The organism is Sulfuricella sp. (assembly GCF_035531155.1).
Lineage (GTDB): Bacteria > Pseudomonadota > Gammaproteobacteria > Burkholderiales > Sulfuricellaceae > Sulfuricella.
On record NZ_DATKTK010000056.1, the window covers coordinates 226,331 to 241,623 of the forward strand.

Sequence of the window (15,293 nt, forward strand, 5' to 3'; positions counted from 1 at the left end):
AAAGGCGCAAAGACGCAAAGGTTTTTAGGGATTCTTTGCAGTTTCTCTGCGCCTTTGCGCCTTTGCGGTGGGTTTTGAATATGCTTTCACCTGAATCACTCAAGAAAATCGATCGCGAGATCGCCAAGTATCCGTCCGGGCAGAAGCAGTCGGCGGTGATGGCGGCGCTGCGCATCGCTCAGGACGAGAAGGGCTGGCTCGCGCCGGAAACCATCGAATTCATCGCCGGCTATCTGGGCATGCCGCCGATCGCGGCACAGGAAGTGGCGACCTTCTACAACATGTACAACCTGCAACCGGTCGGCAAGTACAAGATCACGGTCTGCACCAACCTGCCCTGCACCCTGATGGGCGCGGAATCGGCGGTCGAGCATCTGCAACGCAAGCTCGGCATCGGCTTCGGCGAAACCACGCCGGACGGCAAGTTCACCCTCAGGGAGGGCGAGTGCATGGGCGCCTGCGGCGACGGACCGGTGGCCACCGTCAATAATGTGCGACTGTGCGCCAGGCTGACGCCCGAAGAGGCCGACCGCATTCTGGCGGGGCTGGAGTAGCCATGAGCGATAAAGTGATATTCCACTCCATCCACCTGCCGGAATCCTGGAAGCTGGAGAATTATCTTGCAGTCGGCGGCTACGATGCGCTGAAGAAGGTGCTGGCTGAAAAGATGACTCCCGAGGCGATCATCGAGCAGGTCAAGCTTTCGGCGCTGCGCGGCCGCGGCGGCGCGGGCTTCCCCACCGGCCTGAAGTGGAGTTTCATGCCGAAGAACTATCCCGGCGACAAGTATCTGGTGTGCAACAGCGACGAGGGCGAGCCGGGCACCTTCAAGGATAGAGACATCCTTCGCCTCAACCCGCACGAGTTGATCGAGGGCATGATCATCGGCGGCTACACGCTGGGTGCGAAGACGGGCTACAACTACATCCACGGCGAGATCTGGGCGGAGTACGAGCGCTTCGAAGCGGCCCTGGACGAGGCGCGCGCCGCCGGTCTGCTCGGCAAGAACATTCTCGGCAGCGGCTTCGATTTCGATATCCACGCCCATCAAGGCTATGGCGCCTACATCTGCGGCGAGGAAACCGCGCTGCTCGAATCGATCGAGGGCAAGAAAGGACAGCCGCGCTTCAAGCCGCCGTTCCCGGCGAGCTTCGGTCTGTATGGCAAGCCGACCACGATCAACAACACCGAGACCCTGGCCTCGATTCCCTACATCATCAAGCATGGCGGCCAGAAATTCCTCGAACTGGGCAAGCCCAACAACGGCGGAACCAAGATTTTTTCCGTTTCCGGCCATGTCAATAATCCGGGCAACTTTGAAATCGGCATGGGCACGCCATTCAGCGAACTGCTCGCAATGGCGGGCGGGGTGAAGGACGGACGCAAGCTCAAGGCGGTGATTCCGGGCGGGTCCTCGGTGCCGGTCCTGCCGGGCGAAATCATGATGGACCTGACCATGGACTACGATTCCATCGCCAAGGCCGGCTCCTATCTCGGCGCGGGTTCGGTGATCGTGATGGATGACACGGTGTGCATGGTGCGCGCGCTGGAGCGGCTGTCCTACTTCTATTTCGAGGAATCCTGCGGCCAGTGCACGCCCTGCCGCGAGGGCACCGGCTGGCTGTACCGCGTGATCCACCGCATCGAGCACGGCCAGGGACGGCCGGAAGATCTCGATCTGCTCGACTCGGTTGCCGGCAACATCATGGGTCGTACCATTTGCGCGTTGGGCGACGCCGCGGCGATGCCGGTGCAGGGCATGCTCAAGCATTTCCGCAACGAATTCGAGTACCACATCCAGCACAAGAAGTGCATGGTTTAAGAATATGCTAAACATCGAAATAGACGGCAAACAGCTAACGGTCGAACCGGGCAGCACCATCATGGATGTGGCCGATGCGGCGGGCATCTATATTCCGCGCTTCTGCTACCACAAGAAGCTTTCCGTCGCCGCCAACTGCCGGATGTGCCTGGTTCAGGTCGAGAAGGCGCCGAAGCCGATGCCGGCCTGTGCCACCCCGGTGACCGAGGGCATGAAGGTGATGACACGCTCCGAGACCGCGATCAAGGCGCAGAAGGCGGTGATGGAGTTCCTCCTGATCAACCATCCACTCGACTGCCCGATCTGCGATCAGGGCGGCGAATGCGAATTGCAGGATCTGGCGGTGGGCTACGGCGCGAGTGCCTCGCGCTACGCCGAGGAAAAGCGCGTGGTGTTCAACAAGAACATCGGTCCCCTGATTACCACCGACATGACGCGCTGCATCAACTGTACCCGTTGCGTGCGCTTCGGCCAGGAAATTGGCGGGATGATGGAGATGGGTCAGATCGGCCGCGGTGAGCACGCCGAAATCACCACCTTTATCGAGCGTTCGATCAATTCCGAACTGTCCGGCAATATCATTGACCTGTGCCCGGTCGGCGCGTTGACCAGCAAGCCGTTCCGCTATAGTGCGCGGGCCTGGGAACTGACCACGCGCCCCTCCGTCAGCCCTCACGATGGCCTGGGCGCCAATCTCAGCGTGCAGACCAGGAACAACCGCGTTTTCCGCGTGCTGCCGCGCGATAATGAAGAGATCAACGAGTGCTGGCTGTCGGACAAGGACCGTTTCGCCTACGAGGGTTTGAACGCTGAAGACCGGTTGCAGCGCCCGATGATCAAGCGCAACGGCGAGTGGCGCGAGTGCGACTGGTCCGAGGCGCTGGAATTCGTGGTTGCCGGAGTCATGCGCGTCCGCGACGAACAGGGCGAGGACCAGGTCGGCGCGTTGGCTTCGCCGCATGCCACCCTGGAAGAACTCTACCTGCTGCAGAAATTGCTGCGCGGCATCGGCAGCGGCAATGTCGATCACCGCCTGCGCCAGTCCGATTTCAGCGCTGATGCCCATATGCAGGGCACACCTTGGCTGGGCATGAGCATTGCCGAGCTGGATCAACTGAATAGCGTCCTGATCGTCGGCAGCACGCTGCGCGCCGACCATCCGTTGCTGGCGCATCGCCTGCGCCAGGCCGTCAAGCGCGGCGCCGAATTGAACCTGATCAACCCGGTCGATGACGACCTGCTGTGCCGTGTCGCCAACCAGGCGATCGTCGCGCCCGATGCGATGGCGGCAACGCTGGACCAGGTGCGTCGCGCACTGGCCGGCGAATCCGCCGATACGGCAGCGCAAGCGATTGCCACCAGCCTCAAACAGGGCGAGCGCAAGGCGGTTCTGCTCGGCAATCTGGCGCAGCATCACCCGCGCTACGCCGAGCTGCATGCCCTGGCGCAGCAGATTGCGGAGCTGGCCGGCGCCAAATTCGGATTCCTCGGCGAGGCGGCGAACAGCGTCGGCGCGCATCTGGCCGGTGCAATGCCCAGCGCGGGAGGCATGAACGCCGCGCAGATGATCGATGACCCGCGCCGCGCCTACATTTTGCTCGGCGTCGAAGCGGAGCTGGATAGCTACAACCCGACCAGGACGCTGGCCGCGCTGCAAGCGGCGCAACTGGTCGTCGTCCTGAGCGCCTACAAGAACAAGGCGCTGGATTACGCTCACGTGCTGCTGCCGGTGGCGCCGTTCACCGAAACCTCCGGCTCCTTCGTCAACACCGAGGGCCGGGTGCAGAGCTTCAACGCCGTGGTCAAGCCGCTGGGTGAAACCCGTCCGGGATGGAAGGTACTGCGCGTGCTGGGCAATTTGATGGATGTGAAGGGCTTCGATTACGACAGCGCCGAGCAGGTGCGCGCCGAAGTGCTGAATGGCGACATCACGTCGAAGTTGAATAACTCGCTGCAAACCTTTGTTGCCAAGCCGGCTGAAGCGAAGAGCGGCTTGCAGCGCATCGGCGAAGTGCCGGCCTATCATGCCGACGCCATCGTGCGCCGCGCTGCCGCGCTGCAGAAAACTGCCGCAGCGGCGCCGCAGGGAGCCTGGATGAATGCAGAAACGCTAGCCAGCGTGGGTGTTGCCGAGGGTGCGGACGTAAGCGTCAGCCAGGGAGCAGGCAGCATCGTTCTCAAAGCGCTGCGCGACGACCGTCTGCCAGCCGGCTGTGTGCGGGTCGCCGCCGGACATCCGGCCACCGCCATGCTCGGCGGCATGCTGGACGAGATCGTGCTGGGGCGGGTGGGGTAGACCATGACTGACATAATCGCGATTCTTCAAGGATTCTTCGGCTTTGCCTGGCCGCTGGTGTACAGCATGGCGAAGATCGTCGCCATCGTCGCGCCGCTGATGCTGGGCTTGGCCTATCTGACCTACGCCGAACGCAAGATCATCGGCTACATGCAGGTGCGTATCGGCCCCAACCGCGTCGGCCCCAAGGGTTGGCTGCAACCGATTGCGGATGGGCTGAAGCTGCTGATGAAGGAAATCGTGATTCCCTCCGGTGCCAACAAGGGGATATTCCTGCTCGCCCCGGTGCTGGCCATCGGCCCGGCGCTGGCGGCCTGGGCGGTGGTGCCGTTCTCGCCGGAGCTGGTGCTGGCCAATATCGATGCCAGCGTGCTCTACATCATGGCGATTACTTCGATGGGCGTGTACGGCATCGTGCTGGCGGGCTGGGCATCCAATTCCAAGTATGCCTTCCTCGGCGGGATGCGTGCCGCGGCGCAGATCGTTTCCTACGAAATCGCCATGGGTTTCGCCCTGGTCGGCGTGCTGATGGCGGCGCAGAGCCTGAACCTGGGGGAGATCGTCAAGGCTCAGCAGGGCGGGGTATTCAACTGGTACTGGCTGCCGCTGTTTCCCCTGTTTATCGTTTACCTGATCTCCGGCCTGGCCGAGCTCAACCGCGCGCCGTTCGACGTGGTCGAGGGCGAATCCGAAATCATCGGTTTCCATGTCGAATATTCCGGCATGGCCTTCGCTATCTTCTTCCTGGCCGAATACGCCAACATGATCCTGGTCGCGACCCTGACCTCGCTGATGTTCCTCGGCGGCTGGAACCCGCTGTTCGATTTTGCGCCGTTCAACTGGATTCCGGGCTTCTTCTGGCTGCTGGCCAAGGTGTTGTTCGTGCTGTTCCTGTTCCTCTGGTTCCGCGCCACCTTTCCGCGCTACCGTTACGACCAGATCATGCGCCTGGGCTGGAAGGTGTTTATCCCGGTGACCCTGGTGTGGATCGTGGTGGTTGGCGCCGCCATGCAGACCCCCTTCGGCTACCTGTTCCATTGAGGCGAAAAGCGTGAACAAGATCAAAAGCTTCTTTTCGACTTTCCTGCTCATCGAGCTGCTCAAGGGCATGGCGCTGACCGGGCGTCACATGTTCTCGCGCAAGATCACGGTGCAGTTCCCCGAGGAGCGCACGCCGATGTCGCCGCGCTTCCGCGGCCTGCACGCTCAGCGCCGCTACCCCAATGGCGAGGAACGCTGCATCGCCTGCAAACTGTGCGAGGCGGTGTGCCCGGCGCTGGCGATCACCATCGAATCGGAACAGCGTGATGATGGTACCCGGCGTACCACGCGCTACGACATCGATCTGACCAAGTGCATTTTCTGCGGCTTCTGTGAAGAAGCCTGCCCGGTGGATGCGATAGTTGAGACCCGAATTTTCGATTACCACGGCGAAAAACGCGGCGACCTGATTTACACCAAGGACATGCTGCTGGCCGTGGGCGACAAATACGAAGAGCAAATCGCCCAGGACAGGGCGGCGGACGCAAAATACAGATAAAAAAATGAACCGCAGAGGCGCGGAGGCGCAGAGAAAACCATGGTAATTACCCTCCGCGTCTCTGCGTCTCTGCGGTTAATAACGAATTTGGTGAAAGTTTCATAATGAACTTTGAAACACTGGTTTTCTACTTCCTCGCGAGCATCCTGCTGTTTGCAGGATTCCGCGTGGTGACCGCGCGCCATCCGGTGCATGCCGCCCTGTTCCTGGTGCTATCGTTCTTTACCGGAGCCGGGCTGTGGCTGTTGCTGGAGGCCGAGTTCCTGGCGATCACCCTGGTGCTGGTCTACATCGGCGCGGTGATGGTGCTGTTCCTGTTCGTGGTGATGATGCTTAACCTGAACATCGAGAAAATGCGTCAGGGCTTCTGGGATAACCTGCCGCTGGCAGCTTTCGTCGGCATCCTGATGGCGATTGAAATGACGCTGGTGCTGACCGTGGTCGGCCGTACCGTCAGCACCGTCCAGGTGTCGCATGCCGGCGGTTACAGCAACACCAAGGAACTGGGCCGCCTGCTCTATACCGACTATGTCTACCCATTCGAACTCGCCGCGGTGATCCTGCTGGTGGCGATCGTTGCCGCTATCGCAATCACCTTGCGCCGCCGGCCCGGTACCAAGCATCAGGATCCGGCATGGCAGGTGAGCGTCAAGCGCGAAGACCGAGTGCGACTGGTCTCGATGCCGGCTGAGAAAAAAGGGGAATAAAGTGCTGACATTGACCCATTATCTAATCCTCGGCGCGCTGCTGTTTGCCATCAGTGTGGTGGGCATCTTCCTCAACCGCAAGAACCTGATCGTCCTGCTGATGGCGATCGAGCTGATGCTGCTGGCAGTGAACATGAACTTTGTCGCCTTTTCGCATTATTTGCACGACACCGCCGGACAGGTTTTCGTGTTCTTCATACTCACGGTTGCCGCGGCCGAATCGGCCATCGGCCTGGCGATTTTGGTGGCGCTGTTCCGCAACCTGAACACGATCAACGTGACCGAGCTGGATCATTTAAAGGGGTAATGAGGGATGGGTAATGAGTGATGGGAGAAAATCCGGGAAGCCGGGCAACCATTCCTCATCACCCATCACTCATCACGAGATGCTATGACTGAAATGCAAAAACTCTATCTGCTGGTACCGCTGGCGCCGCTGGCCGGGGCGGCGATCGCCGGTCTGTTCGGCTGGCTGATCGGGCGTGCGGCTTCGCACTGGGTGACCATCCTCAGCGTGGTGATCTCCTTTGTCGCTTCGGTGGTGATTTTTCAGGACGTGATGGCGGGCCACACCTTCAACGGCAGCGTCTATACCTGGCTCACTACGGGCGATACCCGCTTCGAGGTCGGCTTCCTGATCGACCGCCTGACCGTCATGATGATGCTGGTGGTGACCTTCGTCTCGCTCATGGTGCACATCTACACCATCGGCTACATGGCGGAAGATCCCGGCTACCAGCGCTTCTTCAGCTACATTTCGCTGTTCACCTTCTCGATGCTGATGCTGGTGATGTCGAACAACTTCGTCCAGCTGTTCTTCGGCTGGGAGGCGGTGGGACTGGTGTCGTATCTCTTGATCGGCTTCTGGTACACCCGGCCGACAGCGATCTACGCCAACCTGAAAGCTTTCCTGGTCAACCGTGTCGGCGACTTCGGCTTCCTTCTCGGCATCGGCCTGATACTGGCGCATTTCGGCACGCTGCAATATGACGCAGTATTCGCCCGTGCGCCGGAAATGGTGAATGCCACCATAGAGCTGATTCCAGGCAGCCCCTGGCTACTGATGACGGTGATCTGCATCCTGCTGTTCGTCGGCGCGATGGGCAAGTCGGCCCAGTTCCCGCTGCACGTCTGGCTGCCGGATTCGATGGAAGGCCCGACGCCGATTTCCGCATTGATCCACGCCGCCACCATGGTGACCGCGGGCATTTTCATGGTTGCGCGCATGTCGCCGCTATTCGAACTGTCCGAGACTGCGCTGTCGGTGGTGCTGGTGATCGGCGGCATCACTGCACTGTTCATGGCGCTGATCGCCATCGTCCAGACCGACATCAAGCGCGTGGTGGCCTATTCGACCCTGTCCCAGCTCGGCTACATGACCGTGGCGCTGGGCGCATCGGCCTATTCAGTCGGGGTGTTCCACCTGATGACCCACGCCTTCTTCAAGGCCCTGCTGTTCCTTGGCGCCGGTTCGGTGATCATCGCCATGCATCACGTGCAGGACATAACCAAGATGGGCGGCCTGAAGAAATACATGCCGCTGACCTACTGGACCATGTTCATCGGCGCGCTGGCTTCCGCCGGCGTACCGGGCTTCTCCGGATTCTTCTCCAAGGACGCGATCATCGAGGCGGTGCAGCTTTCCCATACGCCCGGTTCCGGCTTCGCCTACTTCGCCGTGCTGACGACCGTATTTATCACCGCCTTCTACACCTTTCGCCTGATATTCATGACCTTCCATGGCAAACCGCGCTTCGACACCCATGGTCACGGACATGATGATCACGGCCATGGACACGGCGGTACGCCGCACGAATCGCCCTGGGTGGTGACCGTGCCGCTGATGCTGCTCGCCATCCCCACCGTGGCGGCAGGCTGGCTGATCGGTCCGATGCTGTTCGGCGGCTTTTTCGGCAGCTCGATTCACATTGCGCCGGAGCACAATGCCCTGGCGCACATGGCGGAGGAGTTCCACGGTGTCTTGGCTATGATGCTGCATGCGCTCGGCACCGCACCGTTCTGGCTGTCGGTCGGCGGCATTGCCACTGCCTGGTTCCTGTATATCAAGCGGCCGGAGCTGCCGCCGGTCATCAAGGCCAAATTCGGCCTGATCTCGACCATACTCGAGAAAAAATACGGCTTCGACGAGTTCAATGACTGGTTCTTCGCCGGCGGCGCGAGGCTGATCGGGCGCAGTCTGTGGAGAGGCGGCGATGTCGCAGTGATCGACGGCTTCTTCGTCAACGGCACGGCGCGTTTGATCGGCTGGTTTTCCTCGCTGACCCGCCGTCTCCAGTCGGGCTACATTTACCACTACGCTTTCGCCATGATCATCGGCGTGTTCGTGTTGATGACGCTGTTTGTGAAGGGATAAGAACAAGCATGTTTGCTGGCCTGTCATTGTTGAGTCTGGTTGTCTGGGTGCCGATTGCGGCCGGCATTGCCGTGCTCGCCACCGGCAGCGACCGTAACGCCGGGCTTGCCCGTGTTCTGGCACTGATCGGCGCACTGGCCGGCTTCGCGCTGAGCCTGCCGCTGTATACCCAGTTCGACACCCTGCAGGCGGGCATGCAGTTCGTCGAAATCAGCCCCTGGATCGAGACCTTCAAGGTCACCTACCACCTCGGCGTGGACGGCATCTCCGTGCTGTTCATCCTGCTCACCAGCTTCACCACCGTGCTGGTCGTCATGGCCAGCTGGAAAGTGATCGAAAAGCGCGTGGCGCAGTATATGGCGGCCTTCCTGATCATGTCCGGCCTGATGAATGGCGTTTTCGCCGCGCTCGACGCAGTGCTGTTCTACGTGTTCTGGGAAGCGATGCTGATTCCGATGTTCCTGATCATCGGAATCTGGGGAGGACCGAACCGGGTTTACGCGGCGGTCAAGTTCTTCCTTTACACCCTGCTCGGCTCGCTGCTGATGCTGGTGGCATTCATCTACCTGTACACCAAGGGCGGCACCTTCGAGATCCTGGATTTCCATCGCCTGTCGCTGACCCTGACCGAGCAGATCCTGATCTTCTTCGCCTTTTTCATGGCGTTCGCGGTCAAGGTGCCGATGTGGCCGGTGCACACCTGGTTGCCGGATGCCCACGTCGAGGCGCCGACCGGCGGCTCGGTGGTGCTGGCGGCGATCATGCTGAAGATGGGCGCCTACGGCTTCCTGCGCCTTTCCCTGCCGATCGTGCCGGATGCGAGCCATGCCCTGTCCGGCTTCATGATCACCCTGTCGCTGATCGCCGTGGTCTACATCGGTCTGGTGGCGCTGGCGCAAACGGACATGAAGAAGCTGATCGCCTATTCCTCGATTTCGCACATGGGCTTCGTTACCCTCGGTTTCTTCATCTTCAACGCCTATGGCGTTGAAGGCGCGCTGGTGCAGATGATTTCCCACGGCTTCATCTCCGCCGCGATGTTCCTTTCCGTCGGGGTGCTCTACGACCGCATGCACAGCCGCATGATCGCCGACTACGGCGGCGTGGCGAACAGGATGCCGATCTTCGCCGCCTTTTTCGTGCTCTTCGCCATGGCCAATTCCGGCCTGCCGGGGACCAGCGGCTTCGTCGGCGAATTCATGGTGATCATGGGCGCGGTCAAGGCCAACTTCTGGTATGCCTTCCTCGCCGCCGTCACGCTAATTTTCGGTGCCGCCTACACGCTGTGGATGGTGAAGCGGGTGGTGTTCGGTGCCGTCGCCAACGACCATGTCGAGCATCTCAAAGACATCTCACCGCGCGAGTTTCTGGTGCTGGGTCTGCTGGCCGTCGCGGTGCTCGGCATGGGACTCTACCCGCTGCCGTTCACCGAGGTGATGCACCATTCGGTGAACAACCTGCTGTCGCATGTGGCGCAAAGCAAGCTATGAGAGCCTGTTCATGAATAGCTTGGACATTCTGGCCGCCCTGGCGGGCGCGCTGCGGCGTTGCCGGTCGCTTGCAGGGAATGGCCATGCGGCACGCCCGGCGCCTTGCATCGCATCCCGCCAGTACACCCATAATTGCCCAACCTATTCATGAACAGGCTCTAAGAGAGATTTTAAATGATATTCGCCATGCCCAACCTGACGCCTGCGCTGCCCGAAATCTTCGTGCTGATCATGGCATCGCTGATCCTGGTGGTGGACCTGTTCCTGTCAGGCAAGAACCGGTTCGTCAGCTACGCCCTGACCCAGTTCACGCTGCTCGGCGCCGCCTGGATCACCGTCAGCACCAGTGGTCTGGACGTGGTTCACACCTTCAATGGCATGTTCGTGGATGACGTCATGGCCGACGTGCTGAAGATGATGACCTATCTCGCCGTGGCGGCGATGCTGGTCTATTCGCGCAGCTATATCCAGTTGCGCAACCTGTTTGGCGGCGAATTTTTCGTGCTGGTGCTGTTCGCCATGCTGGGCATGATGGTGATGATTTCGGCCAGCCACTTCCTGACCCTGTATCTCGGCCTGGAGCTGTTGTCCCTGAGCCTGTATTCGCTGGTGGCGCTGCAGCGCGACTCGGCACAGGCGACCGAGGCGGCGATGAAATATTTCGTGCTGGGCGCGCTGGCTTCGGGTTTACTGCTCTACGGCATGTCGATGATCTACGGTGCGACCGGCAGCCTGGAACTGAGCAAGGTGGCCGCAGCGGTCCAGCAAAGTGCCGGCAGCAGGACGGTGCTGGTATTCGGCCTGGTGTTCATCGTCGCCGGCCTGGCATTCAAGCTCGGCGCGGTGCCGTTCCATATGTGGGTGCCGGACGTCTACCAGGGCGCCCCTACCGCGGTGACGCTGTTCATCGGCTCGGCGCCGAAGATCGCCGCTTTTGCCTTCGTCATGCGCCTCCTGGTCGAGGGCCTGCAGGGAATGGCGCATGACTGGCAGGGCATGCTGATCATCATGGCCATGCTGTCGATGGCGATCGGCAACATCACCGCCATCGCTCAGACCAACATCAAGCGCATGCTGGCCTATTCCACCATCTCCCACATGGGCTTCCTGCTGCTCGGCATCCTTTCCGGCAGCCTGAACGGCTACAGCGGTTCCATGTTCTACGTGCTGTCCTACGTGCTGATGAGCCTGGGGACTTTCGGCATGATCCTGCTGCTGTCGCGCAAGGGATTCGAGGCTGAAAATCTCGACGACTTCAAGGGCTTGAACCAGCGCAGTCCATGGCATGCCTTCATGATGTTGCTGCTGATGTTCTCCATGGCCGGCGTGCCGCCGACAGTGGGTTTCTACGCCAAGCTGTCCGTGCTGCAGGCTGCGTTGCAGGCCGGCTTCGTCTGGGTGGTCGTGTTCGCCGTCCTGATGTCGGTGATCGGCGCTTTCTACTACCTGCGCATCGTCAAGCTGATGTATTTTGATGCGCCTGAAGATCAGGCTCCTATTGCCTCTCAACCCGACGCCAGCGTGCTGATGAGCATGAACGGGCTGGCCGTGCTGGCGCTGGGCATCCTGCCGCAGCCCTTGATGGCCTTGTGCGCCTATAGCATCCAGCGCTCGCTGTTGTGACACAGGTACTGATCATCCTGGTATTGGCGTTTGCTGCTGCGAACCTGCCGTTTATGCTGGAGCGCCGCCTGTTCGTATTGCCGCCGCGCGGGGAGGGCAAAAGCCTGGTCTGGCGCCTGCTGGAACTGGTGCTGATGTATTTCACCGTCGGCGGCATTGCCTGGCTGGTAGAAAAAAACCTCGGCCCGGTTCAGCCGCAGCACTGGGAGTTCTACGCCACGACAGCCTGCCTGTTCCTGGTGTTCGCTTATCCCGGCTTCGTTTACCGCTTTCTCTGGCGCCGCAAGGGCGCCACCTGACCTGATTCCTTCCCCGAGATTGGCTTGAGACCGTAAAGCCACAATCCCTGTAACGCTTTCTGCTTGTTAAGCACTTCATCTAGCCTGGATAGAGATCTCATGGATGCCCCCGATTTGACCGAAAAACAGTTGTCCACCAGCAACGTCTATGACGGCCGCCTGTTGCATGTACGTGAGGACCAGGTGGCGTTGCCTAACGGCAGCACCACCACGCGCGAGTACATCGTCCATCCCGGCGCAGTAGTTGTGGTACCGCTGCTGGACAACGGCGATGTGCTGATGGTGCGGCAGTTCCGCTACCCGCTGAACCGCGATTTCCATGAATTGCCAGCCGGCAAAATCGATCCCGGCGAAGATGTGCTTATCTGTGGCCAGCGCGAACTGCTGGAGGAAACCGGCTATGCCGCGCAAGACTGGAAGTTCCTGACAACCATCCACCCCTGCATCGGCTATTCGGACGAGCGGATACTGATCTATCTGGCGCAGGGGTTGAGCGAACACGGCCACCGGCGCGATGAGGACGAGTTCCTGGAGAACGTCAGGCTGCCGCTGGATACGGCTATGGAATGGGTGCGCGACGGGCGCATCAGCGACGTGAAAACCATCATCGGCCTGTTCTGGGCGGAGAAAATTGTCGAAAAGAGGTGGGTGCCATAGAATGAGGTTTACCGAGGCGGATAAACCGGGCGGCGCCCATCATGACAAAAACCAACGAAGCCTACTCTCGCGTCCTCATCGACACCCAGCTTGCAAGCCAAAGCTGGAACACCCAAGACCAGAACAGCGTCCGCTATGAAGTGTTCGTCGATGATGGCACGCGCGCTGACTATGTGCTGTGCGACCGCCATGGCCGCTCGATGGCCGTCATCGAGGCGAAACGCTTCTCGGTGAGTCCGGGCGATGCCGCCGAACAGGCCAAGGGCTATGCCCGCCAGCTTGGCGTGCCCTACATCTTCCTCACCAACGGCAACGAAGTGCAGTTCTGGGAATGGGAGCGCGAAGCCTTCCCCCATCCGGTCAAGACCTTCTTCAAGCAGGATGACCTTGAACGCCGTTTCGCCACACGCCTGCTGCGCCGCGATCCGCTCACCGTCAATATCGACACCCGCATTGTCGAGCGCGACTACCAGATCGAGTGCATCGACACCCTGTGCCGCGAGATCGGCCAGGGACGGCGCAAGATGTTGGTGGAAATGGCTACCGGCACCGGCAAGACCCGCACTGCCGCCGCCTTCATCAAACGGCTGTTCGAGGCCAACGCTATCACCCGCGTGCTGTTCCTGGTGGATCGCATTCCGCTTGCTAAGCAGTCCGAAGACGCCTTCGCCGAGCACCTGCCCGACTATCCCGCCTATGTGCTGCGTGCCGGGCGGCGGTTCCAGGATGAGAAGCAAATCACCATCACCACGCTGCAAAGCATGGTGAACATCTACGCTGATTATTCGCCGGGCTATTTCGACCTTGTTATCAGTGACGAGTGCCACCGCAGCATCTACGGCCAATGGAAGAAAGTGCTGCTGCACTTCGACGGCGTGCAGGTCGGCCTCACCGCCACGCCCTGCGTGGCCGAGGGCGACTTCGGCGACGAGGAAGACACGCTCTTCGTGCGCGACACCCTGCGATTCTTCGAGGTCGAGAAGCCCACCTTCTCCTACAAACTCAAAGACGCGATTCGAGAGGGCTATCTCGCCCCGTATCAGATTTACAAGGCCATCACCGTCAAGACCGCTGCCGAGGGCGGCTTCGAGGTCAAGCGTGACGAACTGGACTGGCCAACAATGGATACCGACACCCGCATCGAGCTCGAGAAACTGTTTCAGGGCATAGACTCCCTGGTGGTCGATCCTTCCGCACTGGAACGCCGCTTCACCATTCCAGAACGCAACCGCGCCATCGTGCGCGAATTCCGCCAAGTGCTGGACAACGGCTTCATCGACAGCAAGGGCGTGCAAAGGAAACCCCTGTTCGGCAAAACCATCGTTTTCGCCGTCAACAAACGCCACGCCGAGACACTGGCCCAACTCTTCGATGCCCAATTTGCCGACCTGAAACCTTCGCCCGACATCCGCTATGCGGACTATGTGGTATCCGGCATGGGCAGCGACGACACCCTCGACGGCATGAGCAAGATACGCCGCTTCAAGAAAGAGCCGTTCCCCAAGATTCTCGTTTCGGTGAACATGCTCGACACCGGCTTCGACTGTCCCGAGGTGGTCAGCCTGGTCTTCGCCCGCTTCACCCGCTCGACCATCCTCTACCAGCAGATGCGCGGGCGGGGCACGCGCAAAGCGACAGGCAAGCCCGTCTTCACCATGTTCGACTTCACTGGCGTGTGCGACTACCACGGCGACGAAGACCCAATGGCCGAGGGTGGCGTGATGATCGCCAAGACCCCATCCAAGAAGAAATACGAGCCTCGCCGCCTGCTGGCACTGGATATCGACGACCACATCGACCCGACGACGCGCGAGTGGATCAGCATCGATGAAAACGGCAACATGATTTTCCCCGAGGCGTCCGAGCAGAAAGCCGCCGAACTGGGCACCCGTTTCGAGGCATGGCTGCTGGCACGGGAGGACATCAACCCCGGCGAGGAAAGCTGGCTGCGCATGATCGGCAGCCAGTTGCGCGCCAACGCCGGAAGCATGGACGAGTTCAGCGTCGGCCACTTCGCTTTCCATCCATTTTCGCAGTTGGGCGGCTACCCGCAGGCGGTGCGTGTCTTCGGCGGCGAGGAACGCCTCGAAGCGTTGATCGACAGCCTGAACGCCGCCGTCTTCGGCCATGACAAATTGGCGTCACAGGATACTTCCAGCAGTGATGACAGACGCGGGTTGATGCAATGATATTCTGGGTTTACATCCTTCACTGCACTGATGGTTCTTACTACACAGGGCACACCGATAACCTTGAAAAACGCATGGGTGAACATCAAACCGGCACATGCGGTGGATACACAGCCGAACGTTTGCCGGTCGAGCTTGCGTGGTCACAGGAATGTGCCACCCGCGAAGAAGCCTTGGCTGCGGAATTGCAGATCAAGGGTTGGAGCCGGAAAAAGAAGGAAGCCATGATGCAGAGCGATTGGGGGAAAGTATCCCAGTTGGCGAAAAAAGATTTCACGAAGAAGAAGTAGGGGTGA

14 protein-coding genes are annotated in these 15,293 nt (G+C 60.3%); all 14 read left to right on the forward strand.

Annotation, left to right across the window (positions count from 1 at the left end):
• Positions 1-80 precede the first annotated feature (80 nt).
• The 14 genes from nuoE (at position 81) to VMV64_RS13520 (ending at position 15,287) form a co-directional block, all read left to right on the forward strand.
• Positions 81-554, forward strand: a complete 474-nt coding sequence (gene nuoE / locus VMV64_RS13455) for an NADH-quinone oxidoreductase subunit NuoE (RefSeq protein WP_325331163.1) — start codon at positions 81-83, stop codon at positions 552-554.
• Positions 555-556: 2 nt separating this feature from the next.
• Positions 557-1,822 carry an NADH-quinone oxidoreductase subunit NuoF gene (gene nuoF, locus VMV64_RS13460; protein ID WP_325331165.1) on the forward strand — a complete coding sequence of 422 codons (1,266 nt, stop codon included), beginning with the start codon at positions 557-559 and terminating at the stop codon, positions 1,820-1,822.
• Between the two features lie 4 nt (positions 1,823-1,826).
• A complete protein-coding gene (gene nuoG / locus VMV64_RS13465) occupies positions 1,827-4,118 on the forward strand; it encodes an NADH-quinone oxidoreductase subunit NuoG (protein ID WP_325331167.1) in 2,292 nt (763 codons plus the stop codon).
• A gap of 66 nt (positions 4,119-4,184) precedes the next feature.
• On the forward strand, positions 4,185-5,159 hold the full coding sequence (gene nuoH, locus VMV64_RS13470; RefSeq protein ID WP_414718899.1) for an NADH-quinone oxidoreductase subunit NuoH: 975 nt from the start codon (positions 4,185-4,187) through the stop codon (positions 5,157-5,159).
• 10 nt (positions 5,160-5,169) lie between these two features.
• Entirely contained in the window at positions 5,170-5,658 is a 489-nt protein-coding gene (nuoI, locus tag VMV64_RS13475) for an NADH-quinone oxidoreductase subunit NuoI (RefSeq protein ID WP_325331171.1), read from the forward strand.
• Between the two features lie 104 nt (positions 5,659-5,762).
• Positions 5,763-6,365 (forward strand): NADH-quinone oxidoreductase subunit J, encoded by a 603-nt coding sequence (locus VMV64_RS13480; RefSeq protein WP_325331173.1) that lies wholly within the window; start codon positions 5,763-5,765, stop codon positions 6,363-6,365.
• A gap of 1 nt (position 6,366) precedes the next feature.
• The gene (nuoK, locus tag VMV64_RS13485) at positions 6,367-6,672 is read left to right on the forward strand and encodes an NADH-quinone oxidoreductase subunit NuoK (RefSeq protein WP_325331175.1); all 306 of its coding nucleotides are present in this window, start codon (positions 6,367-6,369) and stop codon (positions 6,670-6,672) included.
• An 84-nt stretch (positions 6,673-6,756) separates the two neighbouring features.
• Complete coding sequence (nuoL, locus tag VMV64_RS13490) at positions 6,757-8,739, forward strand: NADH-quinone oxidoreductase subunit L (RefSeq protein WP_325331177.1); 1,983 nt, start codon at positions 6,757-6,759, stop codon at positions 8,737-8,739.
• Positions 8,740-8,747: 8 nt separating this feature from the next.
• Positions 8,748-10,229, forward strand: a complete 1,482-nt coding sequence (locus VMV64_RS13495; RefSeq protein ID WP_325331179.1) for an NADH-quinone oxidoreductase subunit M — start codon at positions 8,748-8,750, stop codon at positions 10,227-10,229.
• Between the two features lie 174 nt (positions 10,230-10,403).
• A complete protein-coding gene (gene nuoN / locus VMV64_RS13500; RefSeq protein ID WP_325331181.1) occupies positions 10,404-11,852 on the forward strand; it encodes an NADH-quinone oxidoreductase subunit NuoN in 1,449 nt (482 codons plus the stop codon).
• Positions 11,849-12,151 (forward strand): DUF2818 family protein, encoded by a 303-nt coding sequence (locus tag VMV64_RS13505; RefSeq protein ID WP_325331183.1) that lies wholly within the window; start codon positions 11,849-11,851, stop codon positions 12,149-12,151. The genes nuoN and VMV64_RS13505 overlap by 4 nt, the downstream gene beginning before the upstream one ends.
• 99 nt (positions 12,152-12,250) lie before the next feature.
• Positions 12,251-12,808, forward strand: a complete 558-nt coding sequence (locus tag VMV64_RS13510) for an NUDIX hydrolase (RefSeq protein WP_325331185.1) — start codon at positions 12,251-12,253, stop codon at positions 12,806-12,808.
• Between the two features lie 41 nt (positions 12,809-12,849).
• A complete protein-coding gene (locus VMV64_RS13515; protein ID WP_325331187.1) occupies positions 12,850-14,997 on the forward strand; it encodes a DEAD/DEAH box helicase family protein in 2,148 nt (715 codons plus the stop codon).
• Positions 14,994-15,287: a GIY-YIG nuclease family protein gene (locus tag VMV64_RS13520; protein ID WP_325331189.1), complete on the forward strand. Its 294-nt coding sequence runs from the start codon at positions 14,994-14,996 to the stop codon at positions 15,285-15,287. Before VMV64_RS13515 ends, VMV64_RS13520 begins: the two co-directional genes overlap by 4 nt.
• The last annotated feature ends 6 nt before the right edge of the window (positions 15,288-15,293 follow it).